The organism is Geobacillus sp. YHL (assembly GCF_022341265.1).
GTDB lineage: Bacteria > Bacillota > Bacilli > Bacillales > Anoxybacillaceae > Geobacillus > Geobacillus thermoleovorans.
In genome coordinates this window covers 342,750-362,671 of the sequence record NZ_JAEIGB010000001.1, presented here as the reverse complement: position 1 = coordinate 362,671, position 19,922 = coordinate 342,750, and the positions used below count along the sequence as shown (strand labels likewise).

19 protein-coding genes, 1 other RNA gene and 1 other annotated feature are annotated in these 19,922 nt (G+C 54.3%); of the genes, 1 reads left to right on the top strand and 19 read right to left on the bottom strand.

Going from position 1 to position 19,922, the window contains the following annotated elements:
* Nucleotides 1-180: 180 nt before the first annotated feature.
* From JCR24_RS01705 to JCR24_RS01625, 17 genes are all read right to left on the bottom strand, one after another.
* Nucleotides 181-480 carry a DUF1292 domain-containing protein gene (locus JCR24_RS01705; RefSeq protein ID WP_011232031.1) on the bottom strand — a complete coding sequence of 100 codons (300 nt, stop codon included), beginning with the start codon at nucleotides 478-480 and terminating at the stop codon, nucleotides 181-183.
* Nucleotides 481-495: 15 nt separating this feature from the next.
* Complete coding sequence (gene ruvX, locus JCR24_RS01700; RefSeq protein WP_011232032.1) at nucleotides 496-912, bottom strand: Holliday junction resolvase RuvX; 417 nt, start codon at nucleotides 910-912, stop codon at nucleotides 496-498.
* Nucleotides 913-916: 4 nt separating this feature from the next.
* Nucleotides 917-1,183 carry an IreB family regulatory phosphoprotein gene (locus JCR24_RS01695; RefSeq protein WP_011232033.1) on the bottom strand — a complete coding sequence of 89 codons (267 nt, stop codon included), beginning with the start codon at nucleotides 1,181-1,183 and terminating at the stop codon, nucleotides 917-919.
* 67 nt (nucleotides 1,184-1,250) lie between these two features.
* Nucleotides 1,251-3,887 (bottom strand): alanine--tRNA ligase, encoded by a 2,637-nt coding sequence (alaS, locus tag JCR24_RS01690; RefSeq protein ID WP_014196399.1) that lies wholly within the window; start codon nucleotides 3,885-3,887, stop codon nucleotides 1,251-1,253.
* A 46-nt stretch (nucleotides 3,888-3,933) separates the two neighbouring features.
* Nucleotides 3,934-4,158, bottom strand: a binding site (T-box leader).
* Between the two features lie 47 nt (nucleotides 4,159-4,205).
* Nucleotides 4,206-5,267 carry an AI-2E family transporter gene (locus JCR24_RS01685; protein WP_021321998.1) on the bottom strand — a complete coding sequence of 354 codons (1,062 nt, stop codon included), beginning with the start codon at nucleotides 5,265-5,267 and terminating at the stop codon, nucleotides 4,206-4,208.
* A 118-nt stretch (nucleotides 5,268-5,385) separates the two neighbouring features.
* A complete protein-coding gene (locus JCR24_RS01680; protein WP_013144658.1) occupies nucleotides 5,386-5,520 on the bottom strand; it encodes a YrzQ family protein in 135 nt (44 codons plus the stop codon).
* 11 nt (nucleotides 5,521-5,531) lie between these two features.
* On the bottom strand, nucleotides 5,532-5,723 hold the full coding sequence (locus JCR24_RS01675) for a hypothetical protein (RefSeq protein WP_008881018.1): 192 nt from the start codon (nucleotides 5,721-5,723) through the stop codon (nucleotides 5,532-5,534).
* Nucleotides 5,724-5,738: 15 nt separating this feature from the next.
* Complete coding sequence (locus JCR24_RS01670) at nucleotides 5,739-6,212, bottom strand: PRC-barrel domain-containing protein (RefSeq protein WP_014196401.1); 474 nt, start codon at nucleotides 6,210-6,212, stop codon at nucleotides 5,739-5,741.
* Between the two features lie 25 nt (nucleotides 6,213-6,237).
* Complete coding sequence (recD2, locus tag JCR24_RS01665; protein WP_238979966.1) at nucleotides 6,238-8,598, bottom strand: SF1B family DNA helicase RecD2; 2,361 nt, start codon at nucleotides 8,596-8,598, stop codon at nucleotides 6,238-6,240.
* 19 nt (nucleotides 8,599-8,617) lie between these two features.
* Nucleotides 8,618-9,280: a tetratricopeptide repeat protein gene (locus JCR24_RS01660; RefSeq protein WP_033025900.1), complete on the bottom strand. Its 663-nt coding sequence runs from the start codon at nucleotides 9,278-9,280 to the stop codon at nucleotides 8,618-8,620.
* Nucleotides 9,281-9,370: 90 nt separating this feature from the next.
* Nucleotides 9,371-10,486 (bottom strand): tRNA 2-thiouridine(34) synthase MnmA, encoded by a 1,116-nt coding sequence (mnmA, locus tag JCR24_RS01655; protein WP_011232040.1) that lies wholly within the window; start codon nucleotides 10,484-10,486, stop codon nucleotides 9,371-9,373.
* Between the two features lie 14 nt (nucleotides 10,487-10,500).
* Nucleotides 10,501-11,643, bottom strand: a complete 1,143-nt coding sequence (locus JCR24_RS01650) for a cysteine desulfurase family protein (RefSeq protein WP_011232041.1) — start codon at nucleotides 11,641-11,643, stop codon at nucleotides 10,501-10,503.
* 27 nt (nucleotides 11,644-11,670) lie between these two features.
* Nucleotides 11,671-12,087 carry a cysteine metabolism transcriptional regulator CymR gene (cymR, locus tag JCR24_RS01645; protein WP_011232042.1) on the bottom strand — a complete coding sequence of 139 codons (417 nt, stop codon included), beginning with the start codon at nucleotides 12,085-12,087 and terminating at the stop codon, nucleotides 11,671-11,673.
* Nucleotides 12,088-12,106: 19 nt separating this feature from the next.
* Nucleotides 12,107-12,331 (bottom strand): hypothetical protein, encoded by a 225-nt coding sequence (locus JCR24_RS01640; protein WP_011232043.1) that lies wholly within the window; start codon nucleotides 12,329-12,331, stop codon nucleotides 12,107-12,109.
* A gap of 40 nt (nucleotides 12,332-12,371) precedes the next feature.
* Entirely contained in the window at nucleotides 12,372-13,667 is a 1,296-nt protein-coding gene (locus tag JCR24_RS01635; RefSeq protein ID WP_238979965.1) for a replication-associated recombination protein A, read from the bottom strand.
* A gap of 107 nt (nucleotides 13,668-13,774) precedes the next feature.
* Complete coding sequence (locus JCR24_RS01630) at nucleotides 13,775-14,635, bottom strand: TetR/AcrR family transcriptional regulator (protein WP_011232045.1); 861 nt, start codon at nucleotides 14,633-14,635, stop codon at nucleotides 13,775-13,777.
* Between the two features lie 97 nt (nucleotides 14,636-14,732).
* A complete protein-coding gene (locus JCR24_RS01625) occupies nucleotides 14,733-17,780 on the bottom strand; it encodes an efflux RND transporter permease subunit (protein ID WP_011232046.1) in 3,048 nt (1,015 codons plus the stop codon).
* Nucleotides 17,781-17,961: 181 nt separating this feature from the next.
* Here JCR24_RS01625 and JCR24_RS01620 point away from each other — a divergent pair, with 181 nt between their 5' ends.
* Nucleotides 17,962-18,612: an RsfA family transcriptional regulator gene (locus JCR24_RS01620; RefSeq protein WP_014196405.1), complete on the top strand. Its 651-nt coding sequence runs from the start codon at nucleotides 17,962-17,964 to the stop codon at nucleotides 18,610-18,612.
* Nucleotides 18,613-18,754: 142 nt separating this feature from the next.
* Here the strand turns inward: JCR24_RS01620 and JCR24_RS01615 are convergent, their stop codons facing one another.
* Both JCR24_RS01615 and ssrS read right to left on the bottom strand, forming a co-directional pair.
* The gene (locus JCR24_RS01615; RefSeq protein WP_014196406.1) at nucleotides 18,755-19,519 is read right to left on the bottom strand and encodes a tRNA threonylcarbamoyladenosine dehydratase; all 765 of its coding nucleotides are present in this window, start codon (nucleotides 19,517-19,519) and stop codon (nucleotides 18,755-18,757) included.
* 151 nt (nucleotides 19,520-19,670) lie between these two features.
* Nucleotides 19,671-19,857, bottom strand: a non-coding RNA gene (gene ssrS, locus JCR24_RS01610) — 6S RNA.
* Between the last annotated feature and the right edge of the window lie 65 nt (nucleotides 19,858-19,922).

Genomic DNA, 19,922 nt, shown 5'->3' with positions numbered 1-19,922 from the left:
GTCAAAAAATGCAAAGCCAGGGGAGGAAACGCGCCGGTCAATCGAAGCCCTTCGCAACATTTGTCGGACAAACAAGAAGATGTCTGAACCATTGCATGGAACACAACTTATCGTTTCTCAGCGCATAATACGGCAATAAGAAAAGGGGCCCCGATCCTTTTGGCCCCCCTCTGCTGTCCGTTATTCGTCGTCTTCCTCTTCCTGTTCAGCGCAAAACGTATTCCATACTTCTTCGATCATGTCCCACTCTTCTTCCGTCTCGATTGGGAGCAGTTCGCCTTCTTTGTTCTCATCCCCAGGGATGAAGGCGGAAACGTGCACTTCCGTCTCGCCGTTCTCATCTTCCGCCTCGACGCCGACCGGATAGTAAAACACATACGATTTGCCGAAATCATCCGATTCAAACGTAAACAAAATTTCGCACAGCTGCTCGTTGCCATGTTCGTCGACAACGGTAATATGACGGTCTCCGTGTTCCATGTTTTCTCCTCCAATTTATCGTTTACTGTCCAAATATGACTGCAAAATGACGGCCGCCGCCATTTTGTCGATCACTTTCCGCCGCTTTTTCCGGCTGACGTCGGCAGCGATCAACATCCGTTCGGCGGCCATCGTCGACAGCCGTTCATCCCAAAGCACAACGGGCAAAGAAAACTCCTCTCGCAATTTGGCGGCGAACCGCTCGCTTGCCTCAGCGCGCGGCCCGAGCGTGCCGTTCATGTTTTTCGGCCACCCGACGACAATCGTATCGACGCCGTACTCATCGATGATGGCGCGCAGCCGCTTTAAGCCGTAGTCGCCGCGCTCCGTATCAATGGCGATCGTCTCCAATCCTTGCGCTGTAAGGCCGAGTTCGTCGCTAACGGCAACGCCGAGCGTTTTCGTTCCCAAATCTAATCCTAGCGTCCGCATCAGGTTAATCCTTTCGTTGCCCCTGTAAATAGAATTTCACCAATTCCTCGATTAATTCGTCGCGTTCAATTTTGCGGATGAGCGCACGCGCATCTTTATGGCGCGGAATGTAAGCTGGGTCGCCGGACAACAAGTAGCCGACAATTTGGTTGATCGGATTGTAGCCTTTTTCCTGCAAGGCGCCATACACCGTCAACAACACTTCGCGAACGTTCGTCTCGGCCGGCTCCTCGGAAAAATGAAACTGCATCGTTTGGTCAAACGAGCTCACCGTTTCCACCTCGCTCCTTATTCAGGCACCCCGTCCTTTTACATCCATTGTACACGATCCGCGCCAATTAGGAAACGGATTTCACCCATGTTTCGACATAACCGAGCGCTTCGCCGACCTTGCTTGGGTCCTTGCCGCCAGCTTGCGCCAAATCCGGGCGCCCGCCGCCGCCCCCACCGCAACGCGACGCTACTTCTTTCACCAGCTTGCCGGCATGGAATCCTTTTTTCACCAAATCGTCCGTTACTGCGGCAATCAGTTGCACTTTTCCGCCCTGGGCGGACGCCAACACGATGACCGCCGTGCCGAGCTTTTGTTTCAAATCATCAGCCATGGCCCGCAGTTGATTCATGTCATTGGCCTGCACTTTTGCCGCCAACACCGGCACGCCGTTTACATCTTTCACTTGACGGGTGAGGTGCTCAGCTTCCATATGGGCGAGGCGGGCAGCAAGCGATTCATTTTCGCGCTCGAGCTCTTTCAGCTCGGCAAACAGTCCGTCAAGACGCGCATTCAATTCTTTCGGGCTTGTTTTCAGTTTTTGCGCCGCCTCTTGCAAAATAGCAAGCTGTTCGCTCATAAAGCGGTATGCCGCTTCTCCGGTCACCGCTTCAATCCGGCGCGTGCCGGCGCCGATGCCGGACTCGGAGACGATTTTAAACAACCCGATGGCTGATGTGTTGGGCACATGGCAGCCGCCGCACAGCTCGAGGCTGTAGTCGCCGACTTTGACGACGCGGACGATGTCGCCGTATTTTTCGCCAAACAGCGCCATCGCGCCCATCGCTTTCGCTTCCTCGAGCGGTTTATAAAAAATGTCAACCGGGAGGCTTTTCCAAATTTGTTCGTTGACGATGGCTTCGATGCGCTCGAGCTCCTCTGGCTTCACTTGCCCAAAATGGGTGAAGTCAAAACGAAGCCGGTCCGGGGCGACAAGCGACCCCGCTTGGTTGACATGGCGGCCGAGCACGTCTTTTAGCGCTTGATGGAGCAAATGGGTCGCCGTATGGTTTTTTACGATGCGCATCCGCTTTGCTTCATCGACGCGCGCCGTATAGCGGGATCCTTTTTTCACCGTTCCGCGTTCGACGATGATCGCATGAAGATGTTGGCCGTTCGGCGCTTTTTGCACATCTTTGACGACCGCTGTTCCTGTTTCGCTTTCAAACACGCCTTGGTCAGCGATTTGTCCGCCGCTTTCGGCGTAAAATGGCGTCACATCGACGATGATTTGCGCCTCTTCGCCGGCTTTCACTTCCTCGACAAGCCGCCCGTCTTTGACGATGGCGATGACCGTCGATGCGGCAACAAGCTCATCGTAGCCGACAAACCGGCTTTCATCTTTAATGTCACCGAGCACTCCGCCTTGGACTTGCATCGAATCGACATCTTGCCGGGCCGCGCGCGCCCGTTCGCGTTGCCGCTCCATCTCGCGCTCAAATCCGGCATGATCGACCGTCATGCCCGCTTCAGCGGCGTACTCTTCCGTCAGCTCGATCGGAAAGCCGTACGTATCATACAGGCGGAACGCTTCCTCGCCCGGAATGACGTCGCTTCCTTGCTCTTTCGCCTTTTCGATCACCTCCGCCAATATGGCGAGCCCTTCATGGAGCGTTTCATGGAACCGTTCTTCTTCCGTCCGGATGACGCGGGCGATGAAATCGGCTTTTTCTTTCACCTCCGGATAGTAGTCGTGCATAATCTCGCCGACGACCGGGACGAGTTCGTACATAAACGGACGGTCAATGCCGATATGTTTCGCATAGCGCACCGCGCGGCGGAGCAGGCGGCGCAGCACATAACCGCGGCCCTCATTTGACGGCAGCGCCCCGTCGCCGATCGCGAACGTCACGGCTCGAATATGGTCGGCGATCACCTTAAAGGCGACGTCTTTGTCCGGATCTTCGCCATACCGCTCGCCGGCGATCTGCTCGGTCGCGCGGATGATCGGCAGGAACAAGTCGGTTTCAAAGTTCGTCGGCACGTCTTGCAAAATCGAGCACATCCGCTCCAAGCCCATGCCGGTGTCGATGTTTTTCTTCGGCAGCGGCGTGTACGTGCCGTCCGGGTTATGGTTAAACTGCGAAAAGACAAGGTTCCATACTTCTAAATAGCGGTCATTTTCCCCGCCTGGGTACAGCTCCGGATCGTTCGGGTCGTTGCCGAACGCTTCGCCGCGGTCGTAAAAGATTTCCGTGTTCGGACCGCTCGGGCCTTCGCCGATGTCCCAGAAGTTGCCTTCAAGGCGAATGATCCGCTCTTCCGGCAAGCCGATTTCGTTGCGCCAAATGTTGTACGCTTCCTCGTCTTCCGGATGGACGGTGACGGACAACCGTTCCGGATCAAAACCGATCCATTTGTCGCTCGTTAAAAACTCCCATGCCCAATGGATCGCTTCACGCTTGAAATAATCGCCGATCGAAAAGTTGCCGAGCATTTCAAAAAACGTATGGTGGCGCGCCGTTTTCCCGACATTTTCGATATCGTTCGTGCGAATCGATTTTTGCGCGTTGCAAATGCGCGGGTTTTCCGGAACGATGCGCCCGTCAAAGTATTTTTTCAACGTCGCGACGCCGCTGTTGATCCACAACAGCGACGGGTCGTCGACCGGAATGAGCGATGCGCTCGGCTCAACCGCATGGCCTTTTTCTTGGAAAAACTCTAAAAACATGCGCCGCACTTGGGCGGATGTCAGCTTTTTCATGATGATCCTCCCCTTTCGCCTTTTATATAAAAAAACTCCCATCCCCTGCAGGGACGAGAGTTATGCTCGCGGTACCACCCTGTTTATGGGCAAAAAACGCCCATCACCTCTTTGGCCGTAACGCAGCCTTGCGTCAGGTTTTGCCTGCGCTCCGGATTAGCCTTCTGTTGCCCTTCATCTGGAATTTCTTTCAGCCGCGGAAATTCCTCTCTGTGCGCGAGCTCGCGCGTTAAGATGGACTGCAACATACTCGATCCGTCATCGCGTTATGTATTCGCTTTTTTCATTGAAAGATTATAGACAAGCAGAGAGCATTTGTCAATGCGAAGCATAATGCTCTTTCCAATGGGCGATGGCCACTTTCAGCACCGCCGCCGTCGGAACGGCGAGAATGAGGCCGAGCACGCCGGCGAGCTCGCCGCCGGCAAAGAGGGCGAGCATAATGACAAGCGGATGCATATGCACGCTTTTGCCGACGATCAACGGCGACAAGATGTTCCCTTCTAAAAACTGCAAGGTAAAAATGATGACAAGCACGATCACGACCATTTTCAGCGAGACGGTGGCAGCCAAAATGACCGCTGGAACGGCGCCGATCAGCGGGCCAAAATACGGGATGATGTTCGTCACGCCAATGACAAAGCCGAGCAACAGCGGATAATCCATGCCCGCAAGCCACAAGCCGAGCGCCGCTGCCAGACCGATCGCCGCACAGACGAACAGCTGGCCGCGAATGTAGCCGCCGAGCGATTCATCGACATCCTTCAAAAACGTCATCCCCGGCCCACGCCACCGCTTCGGTGTCATGTACCAAATCGCTTTTTTCAACACATCGATGTCTTTTAACATATAGAAGACGATAAACGGAATGATCAACAGCGTCGCCGCCGAACCGATGAACGATTTGGCGGCGTTGATCGCCATCGCGACGGCGGCCGCCGCTGCCTGCTCGATCTCGGCAAACATCGCCTCGATGCGTGTGTGCACCTCAAGCGGCCAATTCGACGTCTCGTCGTGGATGTGGCGCACCCATTGGCGGTATGTATTCATCAAAGACGGCAGCTGTTCATCCAGTTCACGCAACTGGGCGATGAATAGCGGCACGCCGCGGTACAAGCCGTAGCCGACCAAACCGAAAAACAACAAATAAATCAACAAAATGGCAAGGGCGCGCGGCATTCCTTTGCGATGGATGGATTCCACAAGCGGGTAGAGCAAATACGTAATAAACGACGCCAGCAAAAACGGCGTCAACACCGTTGCGATAAAATCAATGACCGGCCGCCAAACGTCTTTCATCCGAACGATCAAATAGATGATTGCCGTCATGAGCAGCCATTTTCCGATGCGAAAGAACGACAGCCATTGTTGCTCGCCCATCGCCACACCTCCTACCGTTTAGTGTAGGAGATGCGGCGGGAAATATGCCTTCACCGCTTTTAGCACTATTTGACAGCCACAAGGCGACGCCCCCGCGCAAAGGCGAGGGCGAGCGCCGTCAGCGGATCGCTTGCATCAAGCGGCGGCGCATCCTCCGCATCGTGCGACCGTTCATCCAATCGTTTCGTTGGGCGAGCTGATAAGCGGCGACGCCTAATCCGACTGCTAACAGCGACGTCATCATCCGGTTCATGCGTGTCCCCCCTAAAATTGGATCGTGCGTTCGTGGTCGTCAAACAAGTCGTCAAGAGAACTCAACGTTCCGTCTTCTTCCACTTGATGGGCGTGGATCATCCCTTTCGAGACGGACAGCTCAATAAAGCAATCCCAGCAGTAGTACTGGTTGACGCCGATTTTCCCTAAATTTTTTCGTTTGCAATTCGGGCAAATGAGCATGGACAGCCACTCTCCTTACATCGTTGTTTCCACGGTGACCACGCCTTCTCTGGCGGTGAACGGAGCGAGCTCCATTCGTTTCTTTCCTTCGGTCAAATCGGAAAAAAATCCCTCGCTGATCTCGTATCCGTCAATTTTGCCCAATTGCCCGTCAAAATATACGTCATCCAACAGTCCGATCGTTGTTCCGTCCGCGGCGACAACCATGCTGCCGGCGAGGCCGCGTTCGCCGTAAAGAGAGTGGCCGCTGTCAGAAGAAGGAAACGGCTGGAAGCTATCGGCATCACAGATGATGACTCGGTCGTTTTCGAACGACTGCACGGCTGAAAGCGGCAAATAGCGGCGGCGGCCGAACAAACCGCCCTGTTCCGCGACAAGCCCTTTGACCGCGCCGTGGCTGGTAAACCAAATGTCAGCGATCGTTCCGACCATTTTTCCCGTCGTTTGTTCATAAATGGGAAGGCCCTTGATGTCGGAAAACGTCCGCATCGTTCTCCCACCTTTCCAGCCACCTTTAGCTTGGCTCATCGCCCATAAAGTCATACGGCGTAACGTTTTCCATCCCCATGTTCGCCTCTTCAAACGGCAGTTCGACCTCGACAAACGGCGCCGCCGCCCCCGCCAGCTTCTCAGCGAGCGCCGTCTGGCGCGCTCCGTCGCTTTGTTTTGCGACGCCGAATCGAAACGCTTCCTCTTCCCCGCATAAAACGAGAAACTGCTTGCTTCTTGTCACCGCAGTATACAACAAATTCCGTTTCAACATCCGGTAATAGCTTTTGACGACGGGCAAAATGACGATTGGAAACTCGCTTCCTTGCGCCTTATGAACCGAACAGCAGTACGCATGGGTGATTTGTCCTAAATCTTGCCGTGTGTACGTCACTTCAATGCCATCAAACGAGACGACGAGCAAATCTTGCTTTTCAATATTTTCCTTGGCGTAAAAAATGGCAACGATTTCGCCGATGTCGCCGTTAAATACATTGTCTTCCGGTTGATTGACGAGCTGCAGCACTTTGTCGCCGACCCGGTATACGACCTCGCCGACCGCCAGCTCCCGCTTTCCGGCAGCCGGAGGGTTGAACAGCTCCTGCAGCACTTTGTTCAACTGGTCGATGCCGGCCGGGCCGCGGTACATCGGGGCGAGCACTTGAATATCTTTGACGGAAAACCCTTTTTTGCGGGCGTTGTCGGCGATTTGCCGGACGACGTCCGCCACTTGCCCGGCGCGGCAGCGGATGAAGGAACGATCCGCCTTGGGAGCGGTCAAATCGTCCGGCACGACGCCGCGCTTCATCTTATGGGCAAGCTCGATGATCGATGATCCTTCCGCCTGGCGGTACACGTCAGTCAGCCGCACGGACGGAATAACGCCTGATTGAAGCAAATCTTTCAGCACTTGTCCAGGCCCCACAGAAGGCAATTGGTCTTCGTCGCCGACGAAAACGACTTGCATGCCGTTTGGCACCGCTTTGAGCAGCTGATTGGCCAGCCATGTGTCGACCATTGACATTTCGTCCACAATCAGCAGCCGGCCGGCGATCGGCTCATCTTCATCGCGGCTGAACCCTTCCGCCCCGTTCCAGCCGAGCAGCCGGTGAATCGTCGCGGCTGGCAGCCCGGTCGCCTCGCTCATCCGTTTCGCCGCCCGGCCGGTCGGTGCGGCCAGCAGCACCGGAAACGGCTCGCCTTGTTTGTAGTCAGCCGGGTCAAGAGACAGGCCGTTTAGGGCGGCAAACAGCTCGACGATGCCTTTGATGACCGTCGTTTTCCCCGTTCCCGGACCGCCGGTCAAAATAAACAGCGGCGAAGAAAGCGCTTGTTGGATCGCTTCCCTTTGCTGGGGGGCATATTGCATGCCAAGCCGTTCTTCAAGCGCCCCAAGCGCCAGCAAAAACTCCGACTCGGCAAACGCCGACGGCGGCGTCTGCCCGAGCAGCCGCTTAATGTTGGAGACGATCCCTTTCTCGGCGAAGTAAAGGGAAGGGAGATAATAACGCCCTTGCTCGGCGATCAGCTTCCCTTCTTCGCTTAACATCAGAAGCGTTTGGCTGATCGCTCGTCCATCCACCGCACCGCTCAGCCTTCCGTCAAGCAGCTCCCCGACGCGCTCCATCAGCTCTTCCTCGCGCAAATAAACGTGCCCTTCCTGCAAGCACGCCTGTTCAAGAACAAACAACGAGGCGGCGCGCAGCCGGGCCGGATGGCTGCCGGAAATGCCGAGCTGGCGCCCGATTTCATCAGCGCGGCCAAAGCCGATCCCTTCGATATCCTCAACGAGCTGGTACGGGTTCTCGTGGATGATGTCAACCGCTTCTTCGCCATACGCTTGGTAAATTTTCATGGCCAGCTGCGGGCCAAAACCGAGCTGGGCGAGGGCGATCATCGTTTGCTCAAGCCCTTCGTGGGCGCGAAGCGCATCGTACAGCTGCTTCGCCTTTTTTTTCGTCAGCTTCGGCACACGCTCTAGCGCCCTGGGGTCGCGCAAAATCGCGGCGATCGCGTTTTCGCCGAGCGTCTCGACAATCGCCGCAGCCGTTTTTTTGCCGATTCCTTTAAACAAACCGCTCGATAAATAATGAATGACTCCTTCTTTCGTGTTCGGAAGCTGTTTGCGGAACTGACTAGCCGCATATTGGCGGCCAAAACGCGGATGTTGGCGGAATTGTCCGTAAAAGATGTAGACGTCCCCTTCGTTTAAACGCGGAAAATAGCCGGTGACGACGACTTCCTCCTCAACGGGCGCTTCGTTCGTTTCCTCAACGCGCACGCGGACGACCGTGTACAATGTTTCCTCATTATGAAAAATGACCGCCAAGCACACTCCTTTAATGAACGTGCGTCCGTCAAGGGCGAGGATTTGTTGCTCTTGCAACAGCCATCCCCCTGCCTTTTTACGGCGCAAGCCGCTTTTCCATCAGTTTCTTTCCGTATCCGGCAAGCACGTGATCGGGCTTGGCTTCCAAGGCAGCGGCAAACATATTGCGGGCGGCATCGAGCTCATCTTTGTACGCATAAATGACGCCTAAATTGTAGTACGCATCAGCGTGGCGCGGATCGAGTTCCAACGTTTTTTCGAAATAACGCTTCGCCTCATCGACATAATCGAGCGTGGCGAGGCAAAGGCCAAGCTGAAACAGCGCTTCGGCATCCGTCTCGTTCAGCTCAGCCGCGCGCTGCAAATACGGCAGCGCCAGCCGCGGCATCTCGAGCCGCCATAAGGACATGCCGAGCATAAAATGCGTATCGGCATCGTCAAGACCAAGCCCTAGCGCGCGCTCAAACATATCTTTCGCTTTCGCGAACTGCTCACGCTTATAATGCACTGTACCCATGCCGTAATACGCGGCCGCCGCCTTCTTGTCAATTTTCAACGCCTGCCGGAAACAGTCAAGCGCCTTCTCTTCTTCACCGGCAGCAACGAGAACCGTGCCAATGTTAATGTACCCGGCTGGATCGTCCGGATGCTGTTCGACCGCAGCGGAAAAACAGCGGATGGCTTCCTCATACTTCCCCTCGCGCATATACCCCAAGCCTTGTTCGTTGAAATTGGCCACCGCCCATCCCCTCCCTGATTCAACGTGATTTTCAAGCAACGGCCTCCAGCCTAATAGCCTGATTGAAGATCGTGCGCACCGGCACATCCGTCAACCAACATACCAAAGCTTTTCGCCGTTGCGGAACACCTCATCGATCGTACCGCCGCCGAGGCATTCCTCGCCGTTGTAAAAAACAACCGCCTGCCCCGGCGTCACCGCCCGCGCCGGCGCATCAAACACGACTTCCGCCCCGCCGTCCGCAAGCGGGTGGACCGTCACGCCGACATCAGGCTGACGATAGCGAAATTTCGCCGTGCAACGGAACGGCGCTTCCGGCTTGCGGTCAGACACCCAGTTGACATCGACCGCCTTTAGCGAGGTGGAATACAAATATTCGTTTTCAAACCCTTGGGCGACATACAGCACATTTTCGCGCACATCTTTGCCGACGACAAACCACGGTTCGCCGCTGCCGCCGATGCCAAGGCCGTGGCGCTGGCCGATCGTGTAATACATGACGCCGTCATGCCGCCCTTTCACTTCGCCATCGAGCGTTTTCATCACTCCTGGCTGAGCCGGCAAATAATGGCTCAAAAATTCTTTGAAATCGCGTTCGCCGATAAAGCAAATGCCCGTGCTGTCTTTTTTTCCAGCGGTGGCGAGCCCAGCCTCTTTGGCGATCCGGCGCACGTCCGCTTTCTGCAAATGGCCGATCGGAAACATCACTTTCGACAGCTGAGCTTGGCCGAGCTGGTTTAAAAAGTACGTTTGGTCTTTGTTCGGGTCGGCTCCACGCAGCATTTTATATTCGCCATCGCGAAACTCGACGCGGGCGTAATGGCCGGTTGCGATGTAATCGGCGCCGATCGACATGGCGTGCTCTAAAAACGCCTTGAACTTAATTTCCTTATTGCACATCACGTCCGGGTTCGGCGTGCGCCCGGCTTTGTATTCATTCAAAAAGTACGTAAACACTTTGTCCCAATACTGTTTTTCAAAATTGACCGCATAATACGGGATGCCGATTTGATTGCAAACGCGCACGACGTCTTCGTAGTCCTCAGTCGCCGTGCAAACGCCGTTTTCATCGGTGTCATCCCAGTTTTTCATAAAAATGCCGATCACATCATATCCTTGTTCTTTCAATAGCAGCGCAGCGACCGACGAGTCGACCCCGCCGGACATGCCGACGACGACGCGCGTTTCGTGCGGCGCTTTGTTCATGCTGTTTCCCCCCTTTAGCGGTTTGTGAGCCGCTTTATGATCTTCACTGTTTCCTCGGCCGCCCGCTCAATTTGTTCCATCGTATTGCCGAGCCCGAAGCTGAAGCGCACAGACGAACGGATGCGCTCCGACTCTTTTCCGCACATCGCGACAAGCACGTGCGACGGGTCGATTGACCCGGCGGTGCATGCTGACCCGCTCGAGGCGGCAATGCCGGCTAAATCCAAGTTCACGAGCAGCGATTCGACATTCGTTCCCGGGAAGGCGACATTCAAAATATGCGGCAGGCCATCCGGGCGGCCGTTGACCGCATAGTCGATCCCTGAGGAGCGGAAAATCGCAAGCATCGCCTCGCGCCACGCCGCATATTGCCGACGTTTCTCTTCCCTTGTTCGCTCAGCGATTTCCGCCGCCTGCGCCAAGCCGATGATGCCGGGGACGTTTTCCGTGCCGGCGCGCCGCTTCCGCTCCTGTTCGCCGCCGAAAAGGAGCGGAGTGATGCGGACCGTTTCCCGGACATACAAAGCCCCGCTTCCTTTCGGGCCGTTGATTTTATGAGCGGAAATCGACAGCAAATCGATCCCGTATTCATTCACATCGATCGGAAGAAGCCCGTACGCCTGGACGGCGTCCGTATGGAAATAAGCCGGATGATCGCGAAGCAGCGCCCCGATTTCGCGAATCGGCTGGATCGTGCCGACTTCGTTGTTGGCAAACATGACCGACACCAAAACGGTCTCATCGCGCAGCGCGGCCTTGACATCCTCGACCGATACCGTCCCTTGTTCGTCAACGGGCAAATACGTGACCTCAAACCCTTGCGTCTCTAAATATTCACAAGCGCGCAGCACCGCATGATGCTCGATGGCGGTTGTAATGATATGATTGCCGCGGCCGCGGTTCGCTATGGCCGTTCCGATGACCGCAAAGTTATCCGCTTCCGTGCCGCCGCTTGTAAACACAATCTCCGTCTCTTTCGCCCCAATCGAGCGGGCGACAACAGCCCTCGCTTCATCGACCGCGCGGCGGCTCTGCCGTCCAAAATGATGGATGCTTGACGGGTTGCCGAACTGTTCCGTCATCCACTGGACCATACCGGCAGCTACGTCTGGATGGACCGGGGAAGTTGCCGCATGGTCCAAATAAATCCGTTCCAACGGTCATTCTCCTTTCCTTTCTGTTGCTTAAATATAAAACATATATGCCCCTTCATCCCCGTCGCTATACTTCGCCAAATCTTCGAGCGTTGTGCTGTCGAGCACTTCCTCGACCGCATCGCGGATGCGAATCCATAGCTCGCGCTTCGCCGGCTCTTCCTCCTCGAGCTCCTCGACCGGGGTCAGCGGCCCCTCCAACACGCGCAAAATGTCGCCGGCGGTGATTTTCGCCGGATGCTCAGCGAGCACATAGCCGCCATACGCTCCACGAATGCTTTTGACGAGCCCGGCGTTGCGCAACGGCGTGACGAGCTGCTCTAAATAATGTTCAGATAAATTGTTCGCCTTGGCGATCGAACGAAGCGAGATCGGACGATCGCCATATTTTTTGGCCAATTCAATCATAATCGTCAAGCCATATCGGCCTTTCGTCGAAATCTTCATTCATATCCCTCCTAACCGCTTAACCCTTGCGTCCGAGTGCCGGCGGCCGGTCCAAGCAGGCGGCTTGCGACCTTTTGGCATTGCGGCAGCGCCAAGCCGGCATCGAACCGATCGTCACACAAAAAAGGAACGTGCCAAACGACACCGGGCCGCCGAGCAACCAGCCGGCCAACAGCACGAACGCTTCGATCCCGATGCGAATGTACGCCACGTTCCATCCGGTCAGCTCGGTCAAAGCGAGCATGAAACGCCTGTGTTATTATATCATAAAAATCCCTTTCCCTTCACGGCTGAACCTTGACCTCTTGTTTCAACTGCTCAAGCCGCCGGTACACCTTGGCGTAATGTTTTTCCTCGCCATGCTCTTTCGGTTCATAATAGCGGACGCCTTCCAGAGCGGAGGGCAAATACGCTTGCGCCACCCAGCCGTTCGGATAATCGTGCGGATACAAGTAGCCTTGTCCACGCCCGAGTGCAGCCGCCCCTTTGTAATGAGCGTCTTTTAAATGATCCGGAATATCGCCAAGCTTGCCGGAACGGACATCGGCAATGGCAGCGTCCAGCGCCTTGTAAGCACTGTTGGATTTCGGGCTTAAACAGAGTTCAATCGTCACAACCGCGAGCGGAATGCGCGCTTCCGGCAGTCCGAGGCGTTCCGCCGCTTCGACCGCTGCCTGTACTTTCACTCCCATCATCGGATTGGCAAGTCCGATGTCCTCATAAGCCATCACAAGCAATCTCCGGCAAACGGACGCCAAGTCTCCTCCTTCAAGCAGACGGGCCAAATAATGAAGCGCGGCATCGGCATCGCTGCCGCGCACGCTTTTTTGAAACGCGGACAACAACGAATAATAATGATCGCCATATTTGTCATGGGTAAAACCGCGGTTTGCGGTGCATGAAGCCACGATATCCTCATCAATATACAAGCGGCCGTGGCGCTCATCGGCAGCCGCAACCGCCGCCTCCAGAAGCGAAAGCGCGATGCGCGCATCCCCACCGGCTGCCTCGGCGATGCGCCATAACAACGACTCGTCAATGACAACCGGCGGCTCGCCGACCCCTCGTTCCGGATCAGCGAGCGCCCGCTTCAGAATGATCATGAGGTCATCCGGCTTGAGCGGTTTCAGTTGTTGGATTTGCCCGCAGCGGCTGCGAATGGCGGGATTGACCTCGTGAAACGGGTTTTCCGTTGTGGCGCCAATCAAGGTCACGAGCCCGGATTCGAGATGCGGCAACAAAACGTCTTGCTGCGCTTTATTCAGCCGATGGATTTCGTCGATAAACAACACGACGTTCCCTGACCAGCGCGCCGCTTCGACTGCCTCTTCGATTTCCTTTTTGCCGGCGGCCGTCGCATTGATAGCGACCCATTCGCGCCCGGCGGTGCGGGCAATGGCGTAAGCGAGCGACGTCTTCCCTGTCCCCGGCTCTCCGTAAAGCAAAAGCGATGGAACATGACCTTTTTTGACCATTTTATAAAGCGGCGTACTAGGGCCAATGATGTGCTGTTGCCCAACGATCTCATCGATCGTCCGCGGCCGCATCCGCCAAGCAAGCGGCTCCGTCGTTTTGGGCATGCCGACCCCCTCCTTGAGATTGATGACGCTATGTTCACAGACATCCTCCGATGCCGCCTATTCATTTTCGGCGAATGGGGCGTCTCCCCGTGGGAAGATCGGTGGTTTTAATAAAAATAGCGTTCAATGGCCTCCTTCAACTCATTGTACAGCGGAAGCGAGTATTTCGCCAAATAGAGCAGAAGCGCCTCCACCATAAACCGCCTAGCTGTCTCCCCTTTCTCGAGTTCTTCCTTCAATAAGCGCAGCGAGCGAAGAATATCGTCTTCAACCGGACGCAGCGCCGCCATGCGCTCTAAACAGCTGATGGCCCGTTCTTTCCATTGACTCCGCTCTTGGGTCGCCGCAGCAATGTAATCCGCCATCACCGTTTCATCGAGCAATCCCGTCTTGCCGTCAAGCAGGCTGGCAACGATGGCATCAAGCCGATCGAGCAAGAAGGGGGCAAGCTTCTCAGGAAGCAGCGGCTTTCGGTCTACCGCCAAGTAAATCAGATATTCTTTCAGCATTCCGTTGAGCATCGTCGCGCAATCAAACGAAACTGGACGCACTTGTTCGCCGTATATGTCTTCAATCGCCCGGCGATACCAGTGGAGCGTATGGGCGCGGATGCGAAACACCAGATGCTGCACCTCATGGCTCACCTTCACAGCTTGTTCGCCCAACTGCATTTGCACCAGCTCTTTATGTTCGTCAAACAGCTGGATTTGTACAGTCAACTGACGGCAAAACCGCTCGCGCGCGGTTAAGGCGGGATCAGCCTCGATTTGTTTAAGCTGGCGAAACAAGACTTCATAATGGTAGCGGAAAATCGATACAGCCAACTCTTCTTTTGATTTGAAATAATTGTAAATCGAACCTTTGGCTACTCCGCTCCGCTCGGCTATTTCCTGCATGGAGGTAGCGTGATAGCCTTTTTCGGCGAATAATTTCATCGCCGTTTCAATGATGTCCTCTTTCCGTCCCAATGTTTTCTCCTTCCTTACTCCTTCTTCATGTCCATTATAGTCGATCTTGCCATGAAAAAAAATGCCGGACGGCCCGTTATCCGGCCATCCAGCCCTGTCATTTTGCCATCGGTTCGCGTTTTGCCGTCCGGAAGAAAAACGCCTCATACATCGCAGGAATGAACACAAGCGTCAATAACGTCGACGACGTCAGGCCGCCGATGACCGTGATGGCCAGCCCTTTCGAAATCAACGTGCCGGCCTCATTCGTCAGCGCAAGCGGAATGAGCGCTGTCACAGTCGCAAAGGCTGTCATTAAAATCGGCCGCAGCCGTGTTTTGCCGGCTTCAATGATGGCGCTTCGCACCGTCATCCGTTTTTGTTCGCGGTTTTGTCCGATTCGATCCACCAGCACGATCGCATTGGTCGTCACGATGCCAATGAGCATCAACAAGCCGATCATGACGCTGATGGAAAGCGGCTCATCGGCCACATACAAAGCAAACAGCGAACCGATGGGAACAAACAAAAGGGAAGATAAAATGATCAGCGGCACCCGCACTTTGCCAAATGTAATCAGCATCGTCAAATACACAAGCCCGATGGCCGCCGCCATGGCCACACCGAGCTCGCGGAACGTCTGCACCGTCTCATCGCTTCCGCCGCCCGTTTTCACTGTGACATCGGATGGGATCTTCAAATCATTTACATGTTTCGAAATATCATTCGTTACTTTCTGAATGTTGTCGCCGACAATCTGGGCGGATACGCGGGCAAACACTTTTCCGTCCAGCTTTTGAATGGACGTATACACGTCCGCCTCTTTCACTTCGGCGACAGCTGAAAGTGGAATCACTCCGTTTCTCGTCACGATCGGAAGCTCTTTCAACTCATCGATCGATCCCAACGTTTCATCATACGAAAGTTCGACTTGCTCATCCTTGCCGCCGAGTTTCAGCGTCCCCACATCGACCGGTTTGGTCGCATCGGCCACCGCCCCCAGCAATTGCATGCCCGAAACGCCATAAGCGGCCGCCTTTTCCGGATCAATGGCGACAATCACTTGTTTTTGCTTTTCCGTCAAGTTATTCGTCACATCTTTGACATCATCGCGTTGTTTTAAATACGTCTCGACCTGTTTGGCTGCTGTTTGGAGCGCCTCCAAATCATTGGAGTATAAGTCAATATTCACGTTATTATTCGTTGGCGGCCCTCCGCTCGACATCTCTTGCACGCCCACTTTTGCCCCGGGCGCGAGCTGATTCGCGATGCGGCGCATTTCTTTTTCGAAAACGGCCACGGTTTTCGCGGTGTCAGCGCTGTCCTTTAATAGAATATAATAGCTGGCTTGATTGGGCCGCTTCAATCCTGTGCGGAAATCGCGGCTTCCCACCGCGGCGGTGACGCTCTCGACATCGCTTCGTTTTAAAAACATCTTTTCCATCTCCAACGACACATCATTCGTTTTGGCCACCGATGTGGAAGCCGGCAGTTCAATGCTCGCCACCAGCGTTTTCTGCTCTTCGTTCGGCAAAAACGTAAATCCAAGTTTCGGCACGAGCGTCAATGAACCAACCAATAGCACAACCGACAACACAAAGACAATCGCTTTATGGTTGAGCGCCCATTCAATGATTCGGCCATACAGACGCTGAAGCGCTCCTTCTTTTTCCTCTGGCGGCACACGGCGGAACGAAAATTTCGCTAAAATCGGCACAACTGTCACGGCCACCAACAAAGAGGCCAACAGGGCAAACGTAATCGTCAAGGCAAAAGGCAGGAAAAATTCCCCTGTAATGCCCCCAACAAGCCCAAGAGGCAAAAAGACGACAACCGTTGTGATGGTCGAGGACACAATCGCTTTGACAATTTCTTTCGTTGATTGCTCGACTAAATCATCGCTCATGCCTGTTTTCTCCCGGCGGACGCGGCGGAAAATATTTTCGATCACGACAATGCTGTCATCCACGACTCGGCCGACGGCGACGGCCATGCCGCCAAGCGTCATGACATTGAGGGTAATATCCATGCGATTGAGAAAAATGGCCGATACAAGCAGCGAGAGCGGAATCGAGACGATGGCAATCACAGTCGCCCGAACGTTGCGCAAAAAGAGCAAGACGGCCAGCGAAGCGAACAGCGCCCCGAGCAGCCCTTCACGGACAAGCGATTCAACGGATTGTTTGATGCCAGCTGACGAATCAAACCCGATGGAATAATCAAACTGATGTTTGTAGGAATTCAGCACTTTGATCACTTGGTCTGCCACTTCAATCGTATTGGCATCTTGTTTTTTCGTCACCGCCATCGACAGCGATGGCTTCAAATTATAGCGGGTGAATTCGCTTTGCTCGTTGACTTCCTCAATCGTCGCAATATCCCCAAGCTTCACGGACGCAACGCGCTGCAATCCATTCGCCGCCATAGGAACAGCTGTCGGCACGAGTTTCAGATTTTTCAACTCATGGATGGTGTTCAATTTTTCCTCGACGCGAACAGGAATTTGCCATGTATCGGTTTGCAACGTTCCAGCCGGGAACGCCAACACCTTTTCATTGATTTGGTTTTTAATCTCTGACAAGTTCAATCCCGCCTGAGCAGCCTTTTTCCGATCGACTGTGATCCGGATGAGGCGCTCGCTGTCTCCACCGATCGAAACGGAATTCACCCCGTCGATTTTATTCAATTCTGGAATCACTTCGGTTTCCAGCAACGTTTGCAGATCGGTTCCGTTTTTGGCAAACAAGGAAATGTTGAAAACCGGGATGGAACCGAATGAAAACCGATTGACTTCCGTTTGCACATTATCGGGCAATCCTGCCTTATCAATGAGCGATTCGACCTGCCGCTCCATTTTCTCCATATCCGTCCGAAACGGAAATTCAAGATTCATAACGGCCATTCCTTCATAGGAAGAACTCTGCATTTGCTTAAGCCCGTCAAGGGACTTCAGTTTTTCCTCGAGCTTGGCCGTGACCTCCTCATTCACGTCTTGCGGAGAAGCCCCAGGATAGACCACTTCAATCGACAACTGGGGAAATTCAATGTTCGGCAGCAAATCGACCTTCAAGGAGGAGAAGGAATACAGTCCTAGAAACATGAGCAAAAACGAACATACAAACACAGCTGCCGCATTTTTCAAACTGAACCTGGTCAAAAACGTCATCATGCCACCTCTCATCCCACGATTTTGACCAATCAGTCTAATTGTTTTGAACTGACCGGTCATACAAAACTATTTCTATGATACATGAAAATGGGAAAAATGAAAAGGGCGAAGTTTAAAGTGGAAATCAAACGGAAAAACTATGACCATATCAACATTACCATTTGATGGGGTGGACAACATGAAAACAAGACAGGATGCTTGGTCACATGAAGAAGATGTACTGTTGGCTGAAACGGTGCTGCAATATATACGCGAAGGAAAAACGCAACTTGCCGCTTTTGAAGTCGTTGGGAGACAACTGCACCGCACAGCGGCAGCATGCGGATTCCGTTGGAACGCCGAGGTGCGCAAACGGTACCTTGAGGCGATCGAACAGGCAAAAAAGCAGCGGAAAGAACGGAAACGGGCGCTCGAAATGATGAAAAAGTGGCAAAAAGACAGTACGGTTGCTGCTTGGAGTCCTTCTGGAGAACGGGATGGCGCCGAAGGGTCATCGCCTTTTCTCCCGGCGGCCCCATTGACACTGGAGCAGTGCATTTCATTTTTGCAAACATTGCGGCGCGGCATCGAGGAGATGGAAGCGATCCGCCAGGACAACGAGCGCCTGAAACGCGAGCGGGCGGAATGGCAGACGCGGAACGAACAGCTTGCTCAAAAACTCGAACGCCTTGAAACGAGGCAGACCACCGTGCAAGAAGATTATGAAGCGCTCGTGAAAATCATGGCCCGCGCCCGCCAGCTCGCTTCCGAAGAAGGCGACCGCTTCTCTCTTGCCCAGCTGTTTGCCGCCGAGGCGAACGGATCGAACGAATCGCTCGCCCATTCATAAAAAAAGAAGGTGCCCCAACAAGCATCGGGACACGTTTTCACCGCTGGAACGACGGACAGCGCCCGCTAACAAACCGGTGAATGCACCGATGTTCACAGGAATCTCCACCTTCCCATTTTGTTCGAAATGAAGGTGGAGTCGTTCAATCGTCGCCAACGCGCCTTATGGGAATTCCCTCTAATAGACGATGAATCACGTAGGAAGCCATAATAAGCCCGGCAACTGATGGAACGAAAGCATTCGAAGACGGCGGCATTTTCGCCTTGCGGATCGGCGAAGCGTCATTGCCGACGACCTGGCGGACATCTTCGCGGATTTTCACCGGCTTCTCGTCGGAAAAGACGACCGGAATGCCGCGGCGGATCCCTTCTTTGCGCAGCTTGGCGCGGATGACTTTCGCGATCGGATCGGTGTGTGTTTTCGAAATATCGGCAATGCGGAACCGGGTCGGATCCATTTTGTTCGCCGCACCCATGCTGGAGATGATCGGAATGCCGCGCTTGAGGCATTGTTTCATCAAATGCACTTTGTACACAATCGTGTCGGACGCATCGATGACAAAATCCAGATCATAGGCGAAAAATTGCTCATACGTCTCTTCCGTATAAAACATTTGCAAAGCGATCACCTCGCACGCCGGGTTGATGTCGGCGATGCGCTCTTTCATGAGCTCCACTTTCGGACGCCCGATGGTCGAGAGCAACGCATGGATTTGCCGGTTGATGTTGGTGATATCGACGTTATCGCGATCAACAAGCACCAATCGGCCAATGCCGGAACGGGCGAGCGCCTCGACGGCGAACGACCCCACGCCGCCGACGCCAAGGACGGCGACGGTGGCGTTTTTTAAGCGTTCCAACCCTTCAGGGCCAATCGCGAGTTCATTGCGGGAAAATTGGTGCAGCATCGTTCTCCTCTCCGTTTGCTTCAAAATTGATGTTTATGCCGCTTTTTATCCTACCATCAAGACAGCAAAAGAGGCAACGGCATTTTGCTGGCAAAACAAAACCCCTATGCGGCCATCCGCATAGGGGAAATGCTGTTGATTCCTTAATGTCGCCAGTCCCAATCGTGCCGTCGATGCCTTCGTTTTGAACCCGCTCTCCCATAGGTGGGTGCCCTGTTCCAAGGTTTGCGCTTCCCCTGTGACGAAGAGGCGTGCACGCCGCTTGGAAACCCCGAGCTCCCGGATCATAAACTGTTCGGTCAAAACGATCAGTGATCCGACGAACACATTAGGACGGTTGTTAGTTTTATTGTAACACATTTTTCAGCCTTTGTGAACATCTATTGCCAACGTTTCTTTTTCA